The following is a 20,173-nucleotide window of genomic DNA, read 5'->3' as shown; positions in this document are numbered from 1 at the left end:
TGAATTATCGGGGATAACGATCAAAAAGTTTGATATGCCCCCTGACGACACCGCTCCTGTGAGGTGTCAGCCCTTCAGTTTTCATCAAACGGATAAGGCTGTTTCCAGCGTTCAAAGATGGGTTTTAGCTCGCCGCTTTTCACCAGTTGTTCCATACGCTGGTCAAACAACACCATCAGCGAACGGGCCTGCGGGGTCTTGGCAAAGCACAGATACAGCGGCAGTTCTGCGATGTGGGTGCGGCGCAACTGCGATGGATCCTTGGCGCGGCTGACCACGTAATCGACCTCGGTCAACGCGTCTATATAGAAGTCGGCACGGTCGTGGGTCAGCATCGAAACGATACCGGTACGCCGGATGACTTCGGCGTAATGACGCACATTGGGCAAGTAATCCTGGTAGTCGTAGCCACGAACCCACGCCAGCCGATAATTGCCCAGGGTTTCCGGGGTCGGCACCGGGCTGCTGACCAGCCCCAGGGCGTAGATGTGATCGGTATCGAAGTTCCAGCGGGGATAGAGCAGTTCGCTGGATTCGTCGCGATAGGAACCGACACAGGCGTCGACCTCGCCACGCTCGGCCAGGCCTACGGAGCGCAGGTAGGGTTCAGTGCGGATATCGAGCTTGACGCCTGCCGGTTCGAAGACTTGTCGCAGCACGTCCCAGCCCAGCCCATGGCCGTCGGCGGCGGTATAGTCCTCCCAGTCCTCGCTGGCCAGGTGAATGACCGACGGCGGCGCCACGACCTCCTGCGCTTGCGCGAGGGAGCAAAACACGGCAAGCACCATTACCACCAACCTGTGTAGAGCCATCCTTAGTTCTCCCACTTGGCGCCTCAAGACCTTTACGGTCAGGTCAGGCGAAAATCCATACCAACCCCTGCATGGCCAGCCACGCGAACACACCCGCCAAAACATCATCGAGCATGATCCCGACGCCACCGTGCACATGCCGGTCGATCCAGCGAATCGGCCACGGCTTGAGAATATCGAAGAAACGGAACATCAGGAAACCCGCCAGTAACCACTGCCAGCCTTCCGGCACCAGCCACAGGGTGATCCACATCCCGACCATCTCGTCCCAGACGATGCCTTCATGGTCGTGCACCCGCAAGTCGTCCGCGACTTTGCCGCACAGCCAGAAGCCGAACAGCATGGTGATGCCTAGCATCAGCCAGTAACCCCAGTCCGGCAGCATTTGCCACAACGGGATAAAGGGTAGCGCAACCAATGAACCCCAGGTGCCGGGGGCCTTTGGCAAGGTGCCCGAGCCGAAGCCGAACGCCAGGAAATGCCACGGGTTGCGCCAGACCGACGGCGGTACGACTTCCGCCGGGAGCTGTTTGGGATGATCTGTCACGGTGACTCCCGAAAATGTTGATAACCCCGGGTTTGCGGGGTGATGTCTTGCCCATCGCTGTCGAGCAGTGTCACGCCCTGCCCCGCCACAATCCGCCCGATCACATGAATCGGCCAACCCTCGGCCAGTAATGGCGATAACTCGACGGACGGCAGCGTGAAAGCCAGTACGTAATCATCACCACCGCTGAGGGCCGCGTTCTGCGCGCCCGCCTGCCCGAGGAAAGCAACCAGCGCCCCGGATAACGGCAAGCGATCGCGCTCGACTTGAACGGCGACCTTCGAGGCCAGCGCAATATGCCCACAGTCAGCGAGCAAGCCGTCGGAGATGTCCAGCGCCGCCGTTGCCTTGCCACGTAATGCCTGGCCCAGCGCCAACTGCGGTTGCGGCGACCAATAGTGCGCCAGCAGCGGATCGGCGATGGCAGGTTCGGCAGTACGCTCGCCGAGCACCAGCGGCAAGGCGCCAGCGGCATTGCCCAGTTCACCGCCGACGCACAACAAGTCGCCCGGTTGCGCGCCGCTACGGCTCAGGGCCAGCCCGTTGGGTACGCGCCCGAACACAGTCATGGTCATGCTCAACGGCCCGCGGGTGGTGTCACCGCCCACCAATGCAACGCCGCAGCTTTGCGCCATCCGGTTCAAACCGCGGGCATAGGCCTGCAACCAATCGGCAGTCACCGTTGGCAAGGTCAGGGCAAGGGTAAAGGCAATGGGGGTGGCGCCCATGGCGGCCAGGTCACTGACGGCCACGGCCAGCGAGCGCTGACCGAGCAGAAAGGGATCGCAAGGGTCGGCGAAATGCACACCGGCCACCAGCGTATCGGTAGAAATCGCCAACTGCTCCCCGGGGGGAACAGCCAGCAAGGCGCAATCGTCACCGATCCCGAGGTCAACGCCTTCGCCGCCCTGCGCACAAGGCGCGGCGGCGAAGAAATTGCGGATCAGCTCAAACTCACCCATTGGGTATCCTGTTCAAGCGCAGGTTAGCGCTTGAACGCCTTCACTTCAGCTTCACGCAGACGCGGGGCCAGTTTGTCGAGCACACCGTTGACGAACTTGTGACCGTCGGTGGAACCGAAGACCTTGGCCAGTTCGATACCTTCGTTGATCACAACGCGGTACGGCACGTCGACGCGCTTGAGCAGTTCCCAGGTGGACAGACGCAGAACCGCCAGTTCAACCGGGTCGAGCTCTTCGATGGTCAGGTCCAGGCAAGGCTTGAGTGCGGTGTCGATTTCGGTCTTGAACTGCGGAACCCCATGCAGGATCTCGCGGAAGTACGCGCCGTCGACATCGCTGAAATCGTTATCGACCCGGAACTGCGCTTCGATCTCGTTCAGCGACTGTTTGGCCATGTGCCATTGGTACAGCGCCTGGGTCGCGAGCTGACGGGCTTCACGACGCTTGACGCTTTTCGATGGCTTGCCGGCATCCGCAGGCTTTGGATCGCGCGGGTTGAAACGATCGCTTTCGTCGCTAATCACTTGGCCTCCAACTGCGCCAGCAGGCTGACCATTTCCAGAGCGGACAGGGCAGCTTCAGCACCTTTGTTACCGGCCTTGGTGCCGGAACGTTCGATGGCTTGCTCGATGGAATCAACGGTCAGGACGCCGAAAGCGACCGGAACGCCGAACTCCATGGACACCTGGGCCAGGCCCTTGGTGCATTCGCCTGCCACGTATTCGAAATGCGGAGTACCGCCACGAATGACCGCGCCCAGGGCGATGATTGCCGCGAACTCACCCTTCTGAGCGACTTTCTGCGCAACCAGCGGGATTTCGAAGGCGCCAGGCGCACGGATGATGGTGATGTCGCTTTCGCTCACGCCATGGCGAACCAGGGCATCAACTGCACCGCTGACCAGGCTTTCAACGACGAAGCTGTTGAAACGGCCCACTACCAGAGCGTAGCGGCCTTTAGGGGCGATGAAGGTACCTTCGATGGTCTTCAGGGTCATTCGTTAGATCTCTTAAAGAGCCGGGACGCGTCTTCTACGCGCCCCTCAGTGATATTTGAACCGCGAATTCAAGGCCGGAAACAACCGGTCATTATTCGGAGGGCACGTATTCTACAACTTCCAGATCGAAACCGGATATCGCATTAAATTTCATCGGTGCGGACATCAGGCGCATTTTGCGCACACCGAGGTCACGCAGGATCTGCGAACCGGCACCGACAATGCTGTAGGTGGTCGGTTTTTTCACGGCCGCGTGGTCTGCGGTTTCGCGGATATGCGCCAGCAACACGTCGCCATCGAGCGGGTGGCCGAGCAACAGCACCACGCCGCTGCCGGCCTCGGCAACCGCGGCCATGGCGGCGCGCAGGCTCCAGCGGCCCGGTTGCTTGACCATCAGCAGGTCGCGCAGCGGGTCCATGTTGTGCACGCGGACCAGGGTCGGTTCATCAGCGCAGACATTGCCCAGGGTCAGCGCCATGTGCACGTCGCCTTCCACGGAGTCACGATAGGTCACCAGGTTGAATTGGCCCAGTTCGCTGTCCAGCGGCTGCTCGGCAATCCGCTGAACGGTACGTTCGTGGATCATCCGGTAGTGAATCAGGTCGGCGATGGTGCCGATCTTGATGTTGTGTTCGGCAGCGAAAGCTTCGAGTTCGGCGCGACGGGACATGGTGCCGTCGTCGTTCATCACTTCGCAGATCACGCCGCTCGGCTCGAAACCGGCCATGCGCGCCAGGTCGCAGGCGGCTTCGGTGTGGCCGGCGCGAGCCAGCGTACCGCCGGCCTGGGCCATCAGCGGGAAGATGTGGCCAGGGCTGACGATGTCTTCAGCCTTGGCGTCTTTCGCGGCTGCCGCCTGCACGGTGCGGGCACGGTCGGCGGCGGAGATGCCGGTGGTCACGCCGGTGGCCGCTTCGATCGAAACGGTGAACTTGGTGCCGAAACCGGAACCGTTGCGCGGCGCCATCAGCGGCAGCTTCAACAGCTCGCAGCGCTCGCGGCTCATCGGCATGCAGATCAGGCCGCGGGCGTGCTTGGCCATGAAGTTGATGTGCTCGGGTTTGCAGCACTCGGCGGCCATGATCAGGTCGCCTTCGTTCTCGCGATCTTCGTCATCCATGAGGATGACCATCTTGCCTTGGCGGATATCTTCAACCAGTTCTTCGATGCTATTGAGCGCCACAAGGCACCCCCTTGAGTCAGGATTTGAGGTAGCCGTTGGCGGCCAGAAAGCTTTCAGTAATGGTGCTGCCAGCCGTAGGCTCTGCGGCTTTGTCGCCGAGCAACAGGCGCTCCAGGTAACGCGCCAGCAAGTCCACTTCCAGATTCACCCGGCGACCCGGCTGGTACGACGCCATGATGGTTTCGCTCAGGGTGTGCGGAATGATCGTCAGCAGGAACTCGGCGCCATCGACCGCGTTCACGGTCAGGCTGGTGCCGTCGACGGTGATCGAGCCTTTATGGGCGATGTACTTGGCCAGTTCTTTCGGTGCGCGGATACGGAACTCCACGGCACGGGCATTCTCGGTGCGGGCAACCACTTCACCCACGCCATCGACGTGCCCGCTGACCAGATGCCCGCCAAGGCGAGTCGTCGGAGTCAGGGCTTTTTCCAGATTGACCGGACTGCCGCTTTTCAGGTCGTTCATGGCGGTGCAGTCGAGGGTTTCGCGGCTGACGTCGGCCGCAAAGCCGTTGCCCGGCAATTCAACCGCCGTCAGGCACACGCCGTTGACCGCAATGCTGTCGCCCAGTTTGACGTCGCTCAGGTCGAGCTTGCCGGTTTCTACATGGACCCGCACATCTCCGCCTTTTGGGGTCAATGCGCGAATACTGCCGATGGATTCGATAATGCCGGTGAACATGGGGTTCTCCTCGAGAACAGAGCCAGCGCAATAGCGATGGCCGGAAATTATACGCTCGCTGCTGGCAAAGGAATGGCAGTGACTCGCCAGTCATCGCCAACCGCACGAATTTCGATAATTTTGAGCACTGGCGCGTCTTTCATTTGCGCGAGCGGCCAGTCCAGCAGTGGGCGCGCCGAGGAGCCCAGGAACTTGCCGGCCATGAAGATCTGAAACTCATCGACCAGACCTTGCTGAGCAAAAGCCCCGGCAAGACGCGGCCCCGCCTCGACCAACACCTCGTTGACTCCGCGAGCGGCCAGTTCGATCAGTAACTGGCGCAGATCGACCTGGCCATCGAAGCCCGGCACGATCAGGCATTCAGGTCCGTTGGCGTATTGCTCTTCCACCGCCATGCACGTGGCGACGAGCGCCGGGCCGGCCCTGAAGAATGGCGCATCCAGCGGCACACGCAGACGACCGTCCACCAGCACGCGCAGCGGCGGGCGACTCATGGCCAGTGCGGTCTGCTCGGCGTCCAGCCCCAGCTCATCGGCGCGCACGGTCAGGCGGGCGTTATCCGCCAGCACCGTGTCGGCACCGGTCAACACCACACTGGCCTGGGCCCGCAGGCGTTGCACCGCCGAACGCGCCGCCGGGCCAGTGATCCATTGGCTTTCACCGCTTTCCATCGCCGTGCGGCCATCGAGGCTCATGGCCAACTTGACCCGCACGAACGGCAAGCCGTGTTCCATGCGTTTCAAGAAGCCTTGATTGAGCTGGCGCGCCTCGCCTTCCAGCACACCGCTTTGGGTAACGATGCCGGCCTGTTCCAGGCGTTGCAGGCCGCGACCGGCGACTTCCGGGTTCGGGTCCTGCATCGCCGCGACCACCCGCGCCACACCGGCATTGACCAGTGCGTCGGCACAGGGCGGTGTCCGGCCATGATGGCTGCAGGGTTCGAGGGTTACGTAAGCGGTGGCGCCACGGGCGAGTTCACCGGCGGCGCGCAAGGCGTGGACCTCGGCGTGGGGTTCGCCGGCGCGTTCGTGCCAGCCTTCGCCGACGATCTGCCCGTCACGCACGATCACACAACCGACCCGGGGATTGGGGTGCGTCGTGTAATGACCTTTGCGCGCCAGTTCCAGGGCACGGGCCATGAAATGGGCGTCGAGGATGGCTTGTTCGGCAGGCATGCTCATTCTTTCACCGGCTCACGGGCCAGGCGATCGATCTCTTCGCGGAACTCGTTGAGATCCTGGAAGCGTCGATACACCGAGGCGAAACGGATGTAGGCGACCTCGTCGAGCTTCTGCAGCTCGGCCATCACCAGTTCGCCGACGACGAGGGATTTGACCTCGCGCTCGCCGGTGGCACGCAGTTTGTGTTTGATGTGCACCAGCGACGATTCCAGGCGTTCTACACTCACAGGACGCTTTTCCAGCGCGCGCTGCATGCCGGCACGGAGTTTTTCTTCGTCGAACGGCTGACGACTGCCGTCGGTTTTGATCAGGCGCGGCAACACCAGTTCGGCGGTCTCGAACGTCGTGAATCGCTCGCCGCAGGCCAGGCATTCACGCCGGCGGCGCACCTGTTCGCCCTCGGCGACCAGACGCGAGTCGATGACCTTGGTGTCGTTGGCACCGCAGAAGGGACAGTGCATGGTGGCAGGCAACAAAAAAAGGGAGGGCCATGGTAGCGCATCCCCGTGGCAAGACAAGCCATAGGGTTTGCGGTATACAGACGCCATGATCTATCGATCCATGGAATTTACCTTTACGGAGCTGCCAATGTCGTTACGACCGCTCGTTTTGCTCAGTGTTTTCAGCCTGCTGGTGGCTTGCGGCAGCGATGCACCCAAACCCCAGTCACCGACGCCAGGCCCCGCGCCGGCACAGGCGCAGAAGAAAGCCAGGGAGTCGGCCAACCTCGGCCCGTTGCCCGCCTATCAACGCGAACTGAGCGGGACCCTGCAAGGCGTGCCCGAAGGCGCCGAAGTCGAACTGGCGCTGCTGGTGATCGACGAAAAAGGTCGTCCACAACAATTACTCGCCAGTTCGAACCTGATCGGCAACAACCAGCTGCTGCCGTTTCACTTGCGCTTCAATCCGGAGTCCTTCCCGGCCGGTGCCCGGGTTGAACTGCGCGGTCGCGCCAGCCAGTCCGGCCAACTGATCCTGCATCTGCCGGCGCAGCCGATCACGCAACCGAATACCCAGGTGCTGGGCCAACTGCAATTCGTCAAAGCCCCATGAGTGCACCGCTCGACCTGCAACGGGCCTTGGGGGAATTGCTTGGCGACGCGCAATTGGTCGACTGCCAGCTGCCGGGCACCGAGCTGAAGCTGTGGCTGATCGATGGCGACAACATGGACCGCGCCTTCACCCCGGAAGAAACCCGACGGATTCTGCATGAACCGCCTTACTGGTGTTTCTGTTGGGCCAGTGGCTTGGCGGTAGCCCGCTATCTCGCGCAATTCCCTGAGTGGGTCAAAGGCAAACGAATCCTGGATTTCGGCGCAGGCTCCGGCGTGGCCGCGATTGCGGCGGTGAAGGCCGGAGCGCTGGAAGTGGTGGCTTGCGACCTCGACCCGCTGGCGATTGCCGCCTGCCGGGCGAATGCCGAACTCAATGATGTGCAGCTCCACTACTCGACGGATTTTTTCGACGAAGCCGATCGCTTTGATCTGATCCTGGTCGCCGATGTGCTGTACGACCGGGCGAACCTGCCGCTACTCGATGAGTTCCTGAGTCGTGGCCAGGAGGCGCTGGTGGCCGATTCGCGAGTCCGGGATTTTCGCCATCCGTTGTATCGCCGGATCGAAATGCTTGAAGCGATGACCCTGCCGGATCTGGCCGAGCCGGAAGAGTTTCGGCATGTGAGCCTTTACCATGCGCGGCGCGCTTGAAAGCGTCGCGACAGGCCGTATAGTTGCCCCATTCACGCTTCTACGAGATCCCCCATGAGCCAGGAAACGCCGTACATCTTCGACGCCACGACTGCCGACTTCGACCAGTCGGTGATCGAGAATTCTTTCCACAAACCGGTGCTGGTGGATTTCTGGGCCGAATGGTGTGCGCCGTGCAAAGTGCTGATGCCGATGCTGCAGACCATTGCCGAGAGCTACCAGGGTGAGTTGCTGCTGGCCAAGGTCAACTGCGACATCGAACAGGATATCGTCGCTCGCTTCGGCATTCGCAGCCTGCCAACCGTGGTGCTGTTCAAGGATGGTCAACCCGTCGACGGGTTTGCCGGGGCGCAACCGGAATCAGCCGTGCGCGCGCTGCTCGAGCCTCACGTGCAAATGCCGCCACCGGCCGCCGCAGATCCGTTCGACCAGGCCCAGACGCTGTTCGACGACAGCCGCTTCGCCGACGCCGAAGCCATCCTCAAAGTGCTGCTGGGCGAAGACAACACCAACGCCAAGGCGCTGATCCTCTATGCCCGCTGCCTCACCGAACGCGGTGAGCTGGGCGAGGCGCAAGCCGTGCTCGACGCGGTCAAGAGTGATGAACACAAGGCTGCATTGGCCGGCGCCAAGGCACAGATCAAGTTTCTCGGCCAGGCCAAGGACTTGCCGGATGCCGCCGAGCTGAAGGCCCGCCTGGCAAAAAATCCGCAGGACGATGAGGCGGTCTATCAACTGGCGGTGCAACAACTGGCTCGCCAGCAATACGACGCGGCGCTGGATGGCCTGCTCAAGTTGTTCATTCGCAACCGCAGCTACAGCGAAGGCTTGCCACACAAGACTTTGCTGCAGGTGTTCGAACTGCTCGGCAACGATCACCCGCTGGTGACCACCTACCGTCGCAAGTTGTTTGCAGCCCTTTATTAAGCACGACCTGTAGGAGCGAGCTTGCTCGCTCCTACAACCAGCGATAGAGCGGCGTATCCCCGCCACTTTCCACCTTCACGTCCGGGCAATGGCGCAATCGCACCAACAGGCGTTTGCCCGCCGACGCATTGCCGGTCAGCCCTTCCAGTTGCTCCAGCAGATCCGGCCCACTCAACTGCCCTGCCTTGCGCAATAAGTCCCTGGCGATCTGCCACAGCGCATCATCCTGATTCTGCGGTTTGGCTGGCGCGGCAGTGACCCCGGTTTTTTCCACGGTCAACTGCGCCCCCAGCCGCGCCCAGTCGGCGTCATCCATCTCCAGCGTCAAATCCACCGGCCAATCGCCGATGCTCCCGCGAATTCGCAACATGAGTCTGCTCCCGCCTATTTCTAAGCGGCATGCTCCCATGGGACTTGTGCAACGCCAAGCAGCCAGTCAAACTCTCCGCACTTACGTTATAAGATTACATAACATATTTTTCATTTTACTTTCCGGAGTGTCACCCATGCGTCGTCTGCTGCTCGCTTTGCCGTTTGCCCTGCTGCCGCTGGCTGTCGCCCACGCGGCTGACGAACATGACCACGACCATGAGCACGGTAGCCTCGGCGCCCACGAACACGGTGTCGGGCGCTTGAACGCGGTGCTGGAGGGTCAGACCCTGGAGCTGGAACTGGAAAGCCCGGCGATGAACCTGGTGGGCTTCGAACACACCGCCACCACCGATGCCGACAAGGCCAAGGTGGCTGCCGTGCGCGCCCAACTGGAGAAGCCCCTGGCGCTGTTCTCCCTGGCGAAAGCCGCCGGTTGCGAAGTGGCGAGTCAGAAACTGGAAAGCCCGCTGTTCGGCGACAAACCAGAGGCTGATGACGATCACGACGAAGACGCCAAGGACGAACATCACCACGACCACAGCGAAATTCACGCCCATTACAGTTTCACCTGCGCCACTCCCGGTGCGCTGAAGACTCTGGATCTGGCGAATATCTTCAACACGTTCCCGGCCACCCAGAAAATTCAGGTACAACTGATCGGCCCGAGCGGGCAACAAGGGGTTGAGGTGACGGCGAAGGCCGCTGCCCTGAAATTCTGAATTAGCTGAAGATCACCTGTAGGAGCGAGCCTGCTCGCTCCTACAGGGTTTACCACCAACCAGACCGGTTTCACATGACCCAAGCACTCATCGAACTGTCCGACCTGGGCTTCAGTTGGCCCGGTCACCCACCGTTGCTGGATATCCCGGCGTTTCGCCTGGAACCGGGGGAAACCCTGTTCCTCAAAGGCCCGAGCGGCAGCGGCAAGACCACCCTGCTCGGCCTGCTCGGCGGTGTGCAGAAACCGAATCGTGGCAGTATCCGCCTGCTCGGCCAGGAACTGACCGAACTCTCGGCCGGTGCCCGCGATCACTTTCGCGTCGATCACACCGGCTACATCTTCCAGCAGTTCAACCTGCTGCCGTTTCTCTCGGTGCGCGAAAACGTCGAGCTGCCTTGCCGCTTCTCCAAGTTGCGCGCCCGACGGGCGATCCAGCGCCATGGCAGCATCGATCAGGCCGCGGCCACGTTGCTTGCACATTTGGGGTTGAAAGATGAAAGCATCCTCAGTCGCCGCGCCGACTCGCTGTCCATCGGCCAACAGCAAAGAGTGGCGGCCGCACGGGCGTTGATCGGCCAACCGGAACTGGTGATCGCCGACGAACCGACCTCGGCCCTGGATTACGACGCCCGCGAAAACTTCATTCGCCTGCTGTTCGCCGAATGCCGCGAAGCCGGATCGAGCCTGCTATTCGTCAGCCATGATCAAAGCCTCGCGCCGCTGTTCGATCGCCACCTGTCGCTGGCCGATCTCAATCGCGCCGCCACCCCGTCCGAGGTCTGAGATGTATTTGTTTCGTCTAGCCATGGCCAGCCTGGCTAACCGCCGCTTCACCGCGATCCTCACTGCGTTCGCCATTGCCCTGTCGGTCTGCCTGTTGTTGGCGGTAGAGCGGGTGCGCACCGAGGCCAAGGCCAGTTTCGCCAGCACCATCAGCGGCACCGACCTGATCGTCGGCGCACGCTCCGGCTCGGTCAATTTGCTGTTGTACTCGGTGTTCCGCATCGGCAACGCCACCAACAACATTCGTTGGGACAGCTTCGAACACTTCGCCAGCAACCCGAAAGTGAAGTGGGCGATCCCGATGTCCCTCGGTGACTCGCACCGCGGTTATCGGGTGATGGGCACCACCGAAGCGTACTTCGAGCATTATCAGTACGGCCGCCAGCAACACCTGGAACTGGCCGACGGTCGCGCCTTCGCCACCGATCCGTTCGAAGTGGTGCTTGGAGCCGAAGTGGCCGATGCGCTGCACTACAAACTGGGCGACAAACTGGTCCTGGCCCACGGTGTCGCGGCGATCAGCCTGGTCAAGCACGACGACAAGCCCTTCACCGTGGTCGGCATTCTCAAGCGCACGGGTACCCCGGTGGACCGCACGCTGCACATCAGTCTTGGCGGCATGGAAGCCATTCACATCGACTGGCACAACGGCGTGCCGGCCAGGGGCGAAGGTCGGGTCAGCGCCGATCAGGCGCGCAACATGGACCTGACGCCGCAAGCGATCACTGCGTTCATGCTTGGCCTCAACAACAAGATTTCGACCTTTGCCCTGCAGCGTGAAATCAATGAATTCCGCGGCGAACCAATGCTGGCGATCCTGCCGGGAGTGGCCCTGCAAGAATTGTGGAGCTTGATGGGCACGGCGGAAAAAGCCTTGTTCGTGGTGTCGCTGTTCGTCGTGCTGACCGGACTGATCGGCATGCTCACGGCCATTCTCACCAGCCTCAACGAGCGGCGCCGCGAGATGGCGATCCTGCGTTCGGTGGGCGCGCGGCCATGGCACATCGCAACGCTGCTGGTGCTGGAGGCGTTTGCCCTGGCATTGTCCGGCGTGGTCGCCGGCGTGGCGCTGCTGTATGTGTGCATCGCCGCCGCCCAGGGTTACGTGCAAGCCAATTACGGTCTGTTTCTGCCGCTGACCTGGCCAAGCGATTATGAATGGACGCTGCTCGGTGGCATTCTGATCGCCGCGCTGCTGATGGGCAGCGTGCCGGCCTGGCGCGCCTATCGCCAATCCCTAGCCGATGGCCTGTCGATCCGTTTATGAGGACGTTGAAAATGCCCCGCGCTCTGCTTGCGCTGTTGATGCTGGTCGCCCTGCCCCTATGGGCGGCCGAGCCGAAAGAGCTGACCTGGTCGGAAATGATCCCGCCGGACGCCCCGGCGGAAGTGCCGAACATGACGCCACTGCACGACATGTCGCAGATGAGCAGCGCGCTGTCCGCCGAATCCGCGCCCGCCGCCAGGCAGGACATGCCCAACGCGCCGGTGGTCAAGGCCCTTGACGGGCAAAACGTTCGCCTGCCGGGTTACATCGTGCCGCTGGAAGTGAGTGAAGAAGGACGTACGACGGAGTTTCTGCTGGTGCCATATTTCGGCGCCTGCATCCACGTTCCGCCGCCGCCCTCGAACCAGATCGTGCATGTCAAAAGCGAAGTCGGCGTAAAGCTCGACGAGCTGTATCAGCCGTATTGGATCGAAGGTGCGATGCAAGTCAAACCTTCCACCAGCGAACTGGCCGATGCCGGGTATCAGATGGAGGCGGACAAGATTTACATCTATGAATTGCCAGAGTGAACCCGTTTTTTTGCGTTGTCAGATCATCCGCCATCGTGAGCAAACTCGCTCCCACAGGGAAACGCGCAACCCTGTGGCAGAGAGCTTGCTCGCGAACAGCCCCGCAAAATCGCCAACAAAATTCCCCACACCCAACTTTCATTGAGCTGAGTCAAAAGACCGAATCAAACGGCTGTTTACCATTGGACATCAAATATTTCTAACGTCCTCTGGAGCCCCCATGAACAAGTCCTTGCTCAGCGTCGCGCTGGTCTCCCTCGCGCTCGCCGCCCCGCTCGCACACGCTCACGAAGCCGGTGAGATCATCCTTCGTGCCGGTGCAATCACCGTCAACCCGAAAGACGACAGCTCGAGCGTCAAAGTCGATCAGGGTCCGTTGGCGGGTACCAATCTGGGGGGCAAGGCAACCCTGAACAGCGACACGCAGTTGGGTCTCAACTTTGCCTACATGATCACCAACAACTGGGGGATCGAGCTGCTCGCGGCCACGCCGTTCGAGCATGACGTCAAACTCAAGGGCACGTCCCTGGGGAGTGCGGCGAACGGCAAACTCGGCTCGCTGAAACACCTGCCACCGACCCTCAGCGTTGTGTACTACCCGCTGGACGCGAAGTCTCAATTCCAGCCATATGTCGGCGCCGGTATCAACTACACCTGGATCTACGACGAACACGTCAGCAGCGATGCCCAGGCCAAAGGCTTCAGCAACTTCAAGGCGAGTAACTCCTGGGGCATGGCGTTCCAGGTCGGTGCCGACTACATGATCACCGACAACATCATGCTCAACGCCCAGATGCGCTACATCGACATCAATACCCGCGCGACCGTGGAAAACGACGCCGTGGAACCGGGCACCCGTGCCCGTGTCAACGTCGATGTGGACCCGTTCATCTACATGGTCGGTTTGGGTTACAAGTTCTAACGGATGTTCACGTGGTGGTGAACCTGGCTTTTGTGGTGAAGGGGCTTGCCCCCTCACCACAGGAATTACCTCGCCTTAGAAGCGAAATCCGGCCACAAAAAAGGCGCCTCCTGGGGCGCCTTTTTTGTGCTCGCTGAATCTCAGCGTCCCAACAATCGCGCCAGTCCGACACTCAACGGCGTCTGTTGCGGGCGGGTAAAGCGCTCCAGCAGACGCCGGTTGTTCGCCCGTGAATGACGGATGTCGCCGGAGCGTGCCGGGCCGTAGCTCACCGGCGGCAACTCACCGATCACTTCCTTGAGCGCCGTCAGCATCTGCTTGAGGCTCGTCGCCTCGTTCCAGCCAACGTTGACCGCGCCGACGCCCACCTGCGGTTTCTCGATGGCTTGCACCAGCAGGCTGACCAGATCCTCGACGTAGACAAAATCGCGTGTCTGCTCGCCGTCGCCAAACACCGTGATCGGCAGGCCGTTCTGCGCACGCTCGCTGAAAATGCTGATCACCCCGGAATACGGCGAGGACGGGTCCTGACGTGGGCCGAAGATGTTGAAGAAGCGGAAAATCACCGGTTCCAGCCCATGCTGGCGCCCATAGAAATCGAAGTAATGTTCGCTGGACAATTTGTCCGATGCGTAAGGGGTCAATGGCGCCTTGGGCGTGTCTTCATCGATCGGCTCACCTTCGCCATTGTTGCCATACACCGCCGCGCTGGAGGCGAACAACACGCGTTTGACGCCCGTCTGGCGCATGGCTTCGCAGACATTGAGCGAGCCGATGAAATTGCTCTGGTGCGTTTTCACCGGATCGTCCACCGAGGCTTGCACCGACGCCACCGCCGCCAGGTGTGCCACGGCGCTGCAACCGACCATCGCCCGCGCGACCAGTGCGGCATCGGCGACGTCACCGACGATCAACTCGACCTTGTGATTGTCCAGCGGCAGGTTGCTGCGCTTGCCGGTCGACAGGTCATCGAGCACCCGCACCGAATGGCCCTTGGCGAGCAAGGCATCGGCGAGATGCGATCCAATGAAACCGGCACCGCCGGTGATTAAAACGGGGCCGTCAGCCATGGCGATAGAACCTGTCGAGTAAGCCCGGAAGGGCCGCACGCCAAGCGCGTGGTTTGATCCCGAACGTGTGCAGAATTTTTTTGCAGGCCAATACCGCGTGTTGCGGTTCTTCGGCGGCATCCGGGCGCGCGGCGTGGGCCTGGGCGGTCGGCGCTTCGATGGCCAGCGGATGCAGGGCGCGCGCCTCAGTGAGGATCGCCTGGCCCAGGGCCAGCGGCGTGGTCGCTTCATGCCCGGCGTAGTGGTATGTGCCCCACAGCGGCGCTGCGCAGTCCAGCTGCTTGAGTACGGAGATAATCACTCGGGCAGCGTCATCCACCGGGGTCGGATTGCCCCGGCGATCGTCGGCCATCAGCAACTCTTCCGGCAGTTCGGCGCGACTGAGAAAACGCCCCAGCGTGCCCTCTGGACTGTCGTCGAGCAGCCAGCCGAAACGCAACAGCACATGTTGTGGGCATGTGGCGCGCACACTTTGCTCGATGCGCCACAACGCCTGGCCGCGCAGGCCCAACGGCACCGGTTCGTCTTTTTCGCTGTAGGCAGTCGCCCGGGAGCCATCGAACACGCGATAGCTCGAAGGTTGCACCAGGACGATGTTGTGATGCTGGCACAGTTCGGCCAGGCGCTCGATCGCCCGCTCCTGCCCGGCCAGCCGCTGTTCGCTGACCGTCTCCGCCTGGAACCAGTCGAAGTAGTAGGCGAGGTTGATCAACGCGTCCGGGCGGGTGTCGTCGAGCAGTTGCGTCAGGCTCGCGGCATCCCAGCCGTCTTGCGGTGGGCGGGGGGCGAGAAAACCGATGTCTTCTTCCGCACCGAGGCGAATCAGCGCCTGCCCAAGGGCATTTCCGCCGCCCAGTAACATAAGGCGCATTCGCATAGAGTCAGCAGGCCCAGTCTGATTGGAACGAGGGTTTGTCGACAGCGCTCGCGAGCGCTGTCGTTGAAAGTAGCCAGAATCCTTGCATTTTGCGGGTTTAGTGCGCAACCGTCATCCGTAAAGTGTCGATGTGCGGGATTTGGGCTGCCTGCGCCGCCCCAGCGGTACTTGCATCTTGCGCCCCCCACCCGCATAAATTGTTGCATGAACCTGCCCATCCCCGCAGACAGTGCCCTGAACGGCTTCCACCCCGCCGTCAGCGCCTGGTTCAGCAAGACCTTCGCGACGGTGACCGCCGCCCAGGCCCGGGCGTGGCCGTTGATTCGCCAGCGTCGCTCGACCCTGATCGCCGCCCCCACGGGCTCCGGCAAGACCCTCACCGCGTTTCTCGCCGTGATCGACGACCTGGTGCACCGTGGACTGGAGCAGCCCGAAGGCCTGCCGGACGAAACCCTGGTGGTCTACGTCTCGCCACTCAAGGCGCTGTCCAACGACATCCGCATCAACCTGCAAGACCCACTGGCCGGGATCACCGAACAATTGCGCCTGCTGGGCTTACCCGAATGGCAGATCACGACGGCCGTGCGCACCGGCGACACCCCGCAAAAAGAGCGCTCGGCAATGCGCAAGACGGCGCCGCACATTCTGGTCACCACTCCGGAATCGCTCTACGTGCTGCTCGGCTCCGATTCGGGCCGGCAAATGCTCGGTACCACGCGCACCGTGATCGTCGATGAAATCCATGCCATCGCCGCCAGCAAACGCGGCAGCCACCTCGCCCTGAGCCTCGAGCGCCTGCAAGCGCTCTGCGTCGAGCCACTGGTGCGCATCGGTCTGTCCGCCACGCAAAAACCCATCGACGCGGTGTCGCGCTTCCTGGTGGGCCGCGACCGGCCGTGCGAAATCATCGACATCGGCCACGCCCGCCCACGGGATCTGGACATTGAAGTGCCGCCAGTTCCGCTGTCAGCGGTAATGGCCAACGATGTCTGGGAATTGGTGTACGACCGCCTCGCCGCCCTCGCCCGCGAACACCGGACCACGCTGATTTTCGTCAACACCCGGCGCCTGGCCGAACGCCTGAGCCGCCACTTGAGCGAACGTCTCGGCAAGGACGCCGTGGCCGCCCACCATGGCAGCCTGGCCAAGGAGTTTCGCCTGGATGCCGAGCAACGGCTCAAGCGCGGCGAGCTGCAAGTGCTGATCGCCACGGCGTCGCTGGAGCTGGGGATCGACATTGGCGACGTCGACCTGGTCTGCCAGATCGCCTCGCCGCGCTCGATTTCGGCTTTTTTGCAACGGGTCGGTCGCTCCGGGCACCAGGTCGGCGGCACCCCCAAGGGCCGTTTGTTCGCCACCACCCGCGACGACCTGATCGAATGCGCCGCCCTGCTCGACTGCGTGCGCCGGGGCGAACTCGACACCCTGCAAATCCCCGAGGCCCCGCTAGACGTGCTGGCCCAGCAGATCATCGCCGAAGTCAGTTGTCAGGAATGGCCGGAGGACGCGTTGCTGGCGCAGTTCCGCCAGGCCTCTCCCTACGCCACGCTCGACGAAAAACACTATCAGGCTTTGCTGCGCATGCTCGCCGAGGGCTACAACGGTCGCCAGGGCATCCGCAGCGCTTACCTGCACCGCGATGCGGTGACCCGCAGCCTGCGCGGCCGCCGGGGCGCCAAGCTGACGGCCGTGACCAGCGGCGGGACCATTCCGGACAACGCCGACTACAGCGTGTTGCTGGAGCCACAAGGGTTGAACATCGGCAGCGTCAACGAAGACTTCGCGGTGGAAAGCATCGCCGGCGACGTTTTTCAACTGGGCAACACGTCGTACCGGATCCTGCGGGTCGAGACCGGCAAGGTCCGGGTCGAGGATGCCCAGGGTCAGCCGCCGACCATACCGTTCTGGCTCGGCGAAGCACCGGGGCGCAGCGCGGAACTGTCGTTCGCCGTCGCGCGCCTGCAAGCGCAACTCGATGAACTGCTGGGTGCCACGCCGGGCAACTTGCAGCCCGGCCTCGACTGGCTGACGCAAACCCTCGGCCTGAACCTGGCCAGCGCCGAACAACTGGTGGAATACCTGGCCCGCGCGCGCCAGGCCTTCGGCGCCCTGCCCTCGCAAGACACACTGTTGATGGAACGGTTTTTCGACGAGTCCGGTGGCACGCAACTGATCATCCACACGCCGTTCGGCAGCCGCATAAATCGCGCCTGGGGCCTGGCCCTGCGCAAGCGTTTCTGCCGCACCTTCAACTTCGAATTGCAGGCTGCCGCCAGTGAAGACGCCATCGTGCTGTCGCTGTCCACCAGCCACAGTTTTGAGCTGGATGACGTGTGGCGTTACCTACACAGTAACAGCGCCGAGCACACGCTGATTCAAGCCGTCCTCGATGCGCCGCTGTTCGGCGTGCGCTGGCGTTGGAATGCCGGGGTGGCGCTGGCGTTGCCACGCTACTCCGGCGGGCGAAAAGTCCCGCCGCAAATCCAGCGGATGAAGAGCGAAGACCTGATCGCCAGTGTGTTTCCCGATCAGATCGCCTGCGTGGAAAACCTCGTCGGCGAGCGGGACATTCCCGACCATCCGCTGGTGGAACAAACCCTCGACGATTGCCTGCACGAAGCCATGGACAGCGAAGGCTGGCTCGCGCTGTTGCGGCGCATGGAGCGCGGCGAGGTCCGGCTGATCAGTCGCGACCTGCCGGCGCCCTCGCCATTGGCGGCGGAGATTCTCAGCGCGCGGCCCTACACCTTTCTCGACGATGCGCCGCTGGAAGAACGCCGCACGCAAGCGGTGCTCAACCGCCGCTGGAGCGACCCGGAATCGACCGACGACCTCGGCGCGCTGGACGCCGAAGCGATTGCCGCCGTGCGCGAAGAAGCCTGGCCTGCCCCCAACGGCATCGATGAAATGCACGAGGCATTGATGAGCCTGGCCTGCATCACCGAAGCCGAAGCCCAGGCCAACCCGAACTGGCTCGACTGGCTCAACACCCTGGGCGACAGCGGCCGCGCCAGCCGCCTCGACTCGTCGCTGTGGCTGGCACGGGAACGGCTGACCTGCCTGCGGGCAATTTACCCACAGGCTGATGTACTGCCGGCACGGGAGGCGCTGCCGGGATTCGATGAAGCCTGGAACGCGGACGATGCGGTGCTTGAAGTCATCCGCGCCCGGCTCAGTGCTTTTGGCCCGTTACCGTTGAAGGCGATTGCCGATCCGCTCGGCTTGCCCGGGACACAGGTTGCCCAGGCACTGGCGCAACTGGAACGCGAAGGTTATGTGCTGCGCGGCCGCTTCACGCCGGGTGCGACCGAAGAACAATGGTGCGAGCGTCATTTGCTGGCGCGGATTCATCGCTACACGGTCAAGCGCCTGCGCCGGGAAATCGAGCCGGTGGCGTTGCAGGATTTCATGCGGTTTCTGTTCGACTGGCAGCACGTGTCCAGCGCCACTCAGGGCCAGGGCAGCGGGATGTTGCCGACGATCATCGCGCAGTTCGAGGGCTACCCCGGCGCCGCATCGGCCTGGGACAGTGACCTGCTGCCAGCACGCCTCAAGGACTATGCGCCGAGCTGGCTGGATGACCTGTGCCGCAGCGGCAAACTGGTCTGGACCCGCCTCACCGCGCGCAACAAAAGCGCCAGCACGGCACTTCGCAGCACGCCGATTCTGTTGTTGCCGCGCAATCGGGTCGGTCTCTGGAGCGACTTGACCGAGCAAACGCCGATCAGCGAACTGTCGCCGAAAACGCAAAAGGTCCATGCCGCACTCAGCCAGCACGGCGCGCTGTTTTTCGATGAATTGATTCACGAGGCCCACCTGCTGCGTTCGGAGCTGGAAATCGCCTTGCAAGAACTGGTGGGCGCCGGTCTGGTGAACGCCGACAGCTTCGCCGGATTGCGGGCACTGATCACTCCGGCCAGCAAACGCCTGAATCGCAGCAACCGTCGCGGACGCGGCGCGTTTGTCGGCGGCATGGACGATGCCGGACGCTGGGCGCTGTTGCGGCGCGGGGCTGTCGCGCCGGTTGTCGACAACAAACAGCCGTCGGCCACGCCTGCCGAGCCCCTGGAACACATCGCCATGACCCTGCTGCGTCGCTATGGCGTGGTGTTCTGGCGCCTGCTGGAGCGCGAGGCCGATTGGTTGCCGAGCTGGCGCGAATTGCTGCGCACCTTCCATCGACTGGAAGCGCGGGGCGAGATTCGCGGCGGACGCTTTGTCAGTGGCCTGGCGGGCGAGCAATTCGCCCTGCCCGAGGCGATTGCACTGATGCGTGAAGTCCGACGCCGCCCCCATGACGGCAGCTTGATCGCGGTGTGCGGCGTCGATCCCTTGAACCTCGCCGGGACCCTGCTGCCCGGCCCCAAAGTACCGGCACTGGCAAGCAATCGGCTGGTGTACCGCGACGGTTTGCCGGCCGCTGCCGAGATCGCCGGCCAACCGCATTTCTGGCTTGAGCTGGATCAACAGGCCATGGCTGAAGTGCACGGCAAGCTGATCCGGCATTAGCGCCGCCTGGGCTGGCCTCATCGTCGAAATGCCGCCCGGTGCAAGCGCCCTCGCCGCAGGTTTTCGATTGTCGCGGCAATATTTGATCTGCACGCAAATATCAAATGCTCATCCCTGTATTTTTC

At 62.4% G+C, this 20,173-nt stretch carries 21 protein-coding genes; 9 read left to right on the top strand and 12 right to left on the bottom strand.

What is annotated here, in order from left to right:
- Nucleotides 1-74: 74 nt before the first annotated feature.
- The 9 genes from ACX3YD_RS02525 to nrdR all read right to left on the bottom strand — a co-directional run bounded on the left by ACX3YD_RS02525 (nucleotide 75) and on the right by nrdR (nucleotide 6,825).
- A complete protein-coding gene (locus tag ACX3YD_RS02525; RefSeq protein WP_458959206.1) occupies nucleotides 75-812 on the bottom strand; it encodes a substrate-binding periplasmic protein in 738 nt (245 codons plus the stop codon).
- A 43-nt stretch (nucleotides 813-855) separates the two neighbouring features.
- The gene (locus ACX3YD_RS02520; RefSeq protein WP_458959205.1) at nucleotides 856-1,359 is read right to left on the bottom strand and encodes a phosphatidylglycerophosphatase A family protein; all 504 of its coding nucleotides are present in this window, start codon (nucleotides 1,357-1,359) and stop codon (nucleotides 856-858) included.
- On the bottom strand, nucleotides 1,356-2,321 hold the full coding sequence (gene thiL, locus ACX3YD_RS02515) for a thiamine-phosphate kinase (protein WP_458959204.1): 966 nt from the start codon (nucleotides 2,319-2,321) through the stop codon (nucleotides 1,356-1,358). The genes ACX3YD_RS02520 and thiL overlap by 4 nt, the downstream gene beginning before the upstream one ends.
- 23 nt (nucleotides 2,322-2,344) lie before the next feature.
- Complete coding sequence (gene nusB / locus ACX3YD_RS02510) at nucleotides 2,345-2,845, bottom strand: transcription antitermination factor NusB (RefSeq protein ID WP_103403407.1); 501 nt, start codon at nucleotides 2,843-2,845, stop codon at nucleotides 2,345-2,347.
- On the bottom strand, nucleotides 2,842-3,318 hold the full coding sequence (ribH, locus tag ACX3YD_RS02505) for a 6,7-dimethyl-8-ribityllumazine synthase (RefSeq protein ID WP_003228649.1): 477 nt from the start codon (nucleotides 3,316-3,318) through the stop codon (nucleotides 2,842-2,844). Before ribH ends, nusB begins: the two co-directional genes overlap by 4 nt.
- Nucleotides 3,319-3,409: 91 nt before the next feature.
- On the bottom strand, nucleotides 3,410-4,501 hold the full coding sequence (ribBA, locus tag ACX3YD_RS02500) for a bifunctional 3,4-dihydroxy-2-butanone-4-phosphate synthase/GTP cyclohydrolase II (protein ID WP_047533876.1): 1,092 nt from the start codon (nucleotides 4,499-4,501) through the stop codon (nucleotides 3,410-3,412).
- 16 nt (nucleotides 4,502-4,517) lie between these two features.
- Entirely contained in the window at nucleotides 4,518-5,183 is a 666-nt protein-coding gene (locus tag ACX3YD_RS02495; RefSeq protein WP_008059524.1) for a riboflavin synthase, read from the bottom strand.
- A gap of 47 nt (nucleotides 5,184-5,230) precedes the next feature.
- The gene (gene ribD, locus ACX3YD_RS02490) at nucleotides 5,231-6,364 is read right to left on the bottom strand and encodes a bifunctional diaminohydroxyphosphoribosylaminopyrimidine deaminase/5-amino-6-(5-phosphoribosylamino)uracil reductase RibD (RefSeq protein WP_458959203.1); all 1,134 of its coding nucleotides are present in this window, start codon (nucleotides 6,362-6,364) and stop codon (nucleotides 5,231-5,233) included.
- A complete protein-coding gene (gene nrdR, locus ACX3YD_RS02485; RefSeq protein ID WP_003228656.1) occupies nucleotides 6,361-6,825 on the bottom strand; it encodes a transcriptional regulator NrdR in 465 nt (154 codons plus the stop codon). Before nrdR ends, ribD begins: the two co-directional genes overlap by 4 nt.
- Nucleotides 6,826-6,952: 127 nt before the next feature.
- Between nrdR and ACX3YD_RS02480 the strand changes: the two genes are divergently transcribed.
- Genes ACX3YD_RS02480 through trxA form a run of 3 tightly spaced genes read left to right on the top strand, consistent with a single transcriptional unit; the run spans nucleotide 6,953 to nucleotide 8,997 of the window.
- Complete coding sequence (locus ACX3YD_RS02480; protein ID WP_103403404.1) at nucleotides 6,953-7,417, top strand: hypothetical protein; 465 nt, start codon at nucleotides 6,953-6,955, stop codon at nucleotides 7,415-7,417.
- Nucleotides 7,414-8,070: a class I SAM-dependent methyltransferase gene (locus tag ACX3YD_RS02475; protein WP_458959202.1), complete on the top strand. Its 657-nt coding sequence runs from the start codon at nucleotides 7,414-7,416 to the stop codon at nucleotides 8,068-8,070. The genes ACX3YD_RS02480 and ACX3YD_RS02475 overlap by 4 nt, the downstream gene beginning before the upstream one ends.
- Nucleotides 8,071-8,124: 54 nt before the next feature.
- Nucleotides 8,125-8,997 (top strand): thioredoxin, encoded by an 873-nt coding sequence (trxA, locus tag ACX3YD_RS02470; protein WP_458959201.1) that lies wholly within the window; start codon nucleotides 8,125-8,127, stop codon nucleotides 8,995-8,997.
- A 31-nt stretch (nucleotides 8,998-9,028) separates the two neighbouring features.
- Here trxA and ACX3YD_RS02465 read toward each other — a convergent pair whose 3' ends face one another.
- A complete protein-coding gene (locus ACX3YD_RS02465; RefSeq protein ID WP_458959200.1) occupies nucleotides 9,029-9,367 on the bottom strand; it encodes a hypothetical protein in 339 nt (112 codons plus the stop codon).
- A gap of 136 nt (nucleotides 9,368-9,503) precedes the next feature.
- On the opposite strand from ACX3YD_RS02465, the gene ACX3YD_RS02460 reads away from it, so the two are divergent.
- The 5 genes from ACX3YD_RS02460 to ACX3YD_RS02440 all read left to right on the top strand — a co-directional run bounded on the left by ACX3YD_RS02460 (nucleotide 9,504) and on the right by ACX3YD_RS02440 (nucleotide 13,592).
- Nucleotides 9,504-10,088, top strand: a complete 585-nt coding sequence (locus ACX3YD_RS02460) for a DUF2796 domain-containing protein (protein ID WP_458959199.1) — start codon at nucleotides 9,504-9,506, stop codon at nucleotides 10,086-10,088.
- A gap of 74 nt (nucleotides 10,089-10,162) precedes the next feature.
- Nucleotides 10,163-10,873 (top strand): ABC transporter ATP-binding protein, encoded by a 711-nt coding sequence (locus ACX3YD_RS02455; RefSeq protein WP_047533892.1) that lies wholly within the window; start codon nucleotides 10,163-10,165, stop codon nucleotides 10,871-10,873.
- Nucleotide 10,874: 1 nt separating this feature from the next.
- Nucleotides 10,875-12,140, top strand: a complete 1,266-nt coding sequence (locus tag ACX3YD_RS02450; protein WP_458959198.1) for an ABC transporter permease — start codon at nucleotides 10,875-10,877, stop codon at nucleotides 12,138-12,140.
- A gap of 11 nt (nucleotides 12,141-12,151) precedes the next feature.
- Nucleotides 12,152-12,670 (top strand): DUF3299 domain-containing protein, encoded by a 519-nt coding sequence (locus ACX3YD_RS02445; RefSeq protein ID WP_090466835.1) that lies wholly within the window; start codon nucleotides 12,152-12,154, stop codon nucleotides 12,668-12,670.
- A 220-nt stretch (nucleotides 12,671-12,890) separates the two neighbouring features.
- A complete protein-coding gene (locus ACX3YD_RS02440) occupies nucleotides 12,891-13,592 on the top strand; it encodes an OmpW/AlkL family protein (protein ID WP_458959197.1) in 702 nt (233 codons plus the stop codon).
- 140 nt (nucleotides 13,593-13,732) lie between these two features.
- On the opposite strand, the gene ACX3YD_RS02435 is transcribed toward ACX3YD_RS02440, so the two are convergent.
- Nucleotides 13,733-14,662, bottom strand: coding sequence for an NAD-dependent epimerase/dehydratase family protein (locus tag ACX3YD_RS02435; RefSeq protein ID WP_458959196.1), 930 nt, complete (start codon nucleotides 14,660-14,662; stop codon nucleotides 13,733-13,735).
- Entirely contained in the window at nucleotides 14,655-15,539 is an 885-nt protein-coding gene (locus ACX3YD_RS02430) for a sugar nucleotide-binding protein (RefSeq protein WP_103403396.1), read from the bottom strand. The genes ACX3YD_RS02435 and ACX3YD_RS02430 overlap by 8 nt, the downstream gene beginning before the upstream one ends.
- Nucleotides 15,540-15,743: 204 nt before the next feature.
- On the opposite strand from ACX3YD_RS02430, the gene ACX3YD_RS02425 reads away from it, so the two are divergent.
- Entirely contained in the window at nucleotides 15,744-20,048 is a 4,305-nt protein-coding gene (locus tag ACX3YD_RS02425) for an Lhr family helicase (RefSeq protein ID WP_458959195.1), read from the top strand.
- Nucleotides 20,049-20,173 lie beyond the last annotated feature (125 nt).

It is taken from the genome of Pseudomonas fluorescens group sp. PF-1 (assembly GCF_054481335.1).
Note: the sequence above shows the minus strand (reverse complement) of the source record. Positions and strands in the feature narration are given on the sequence as shown.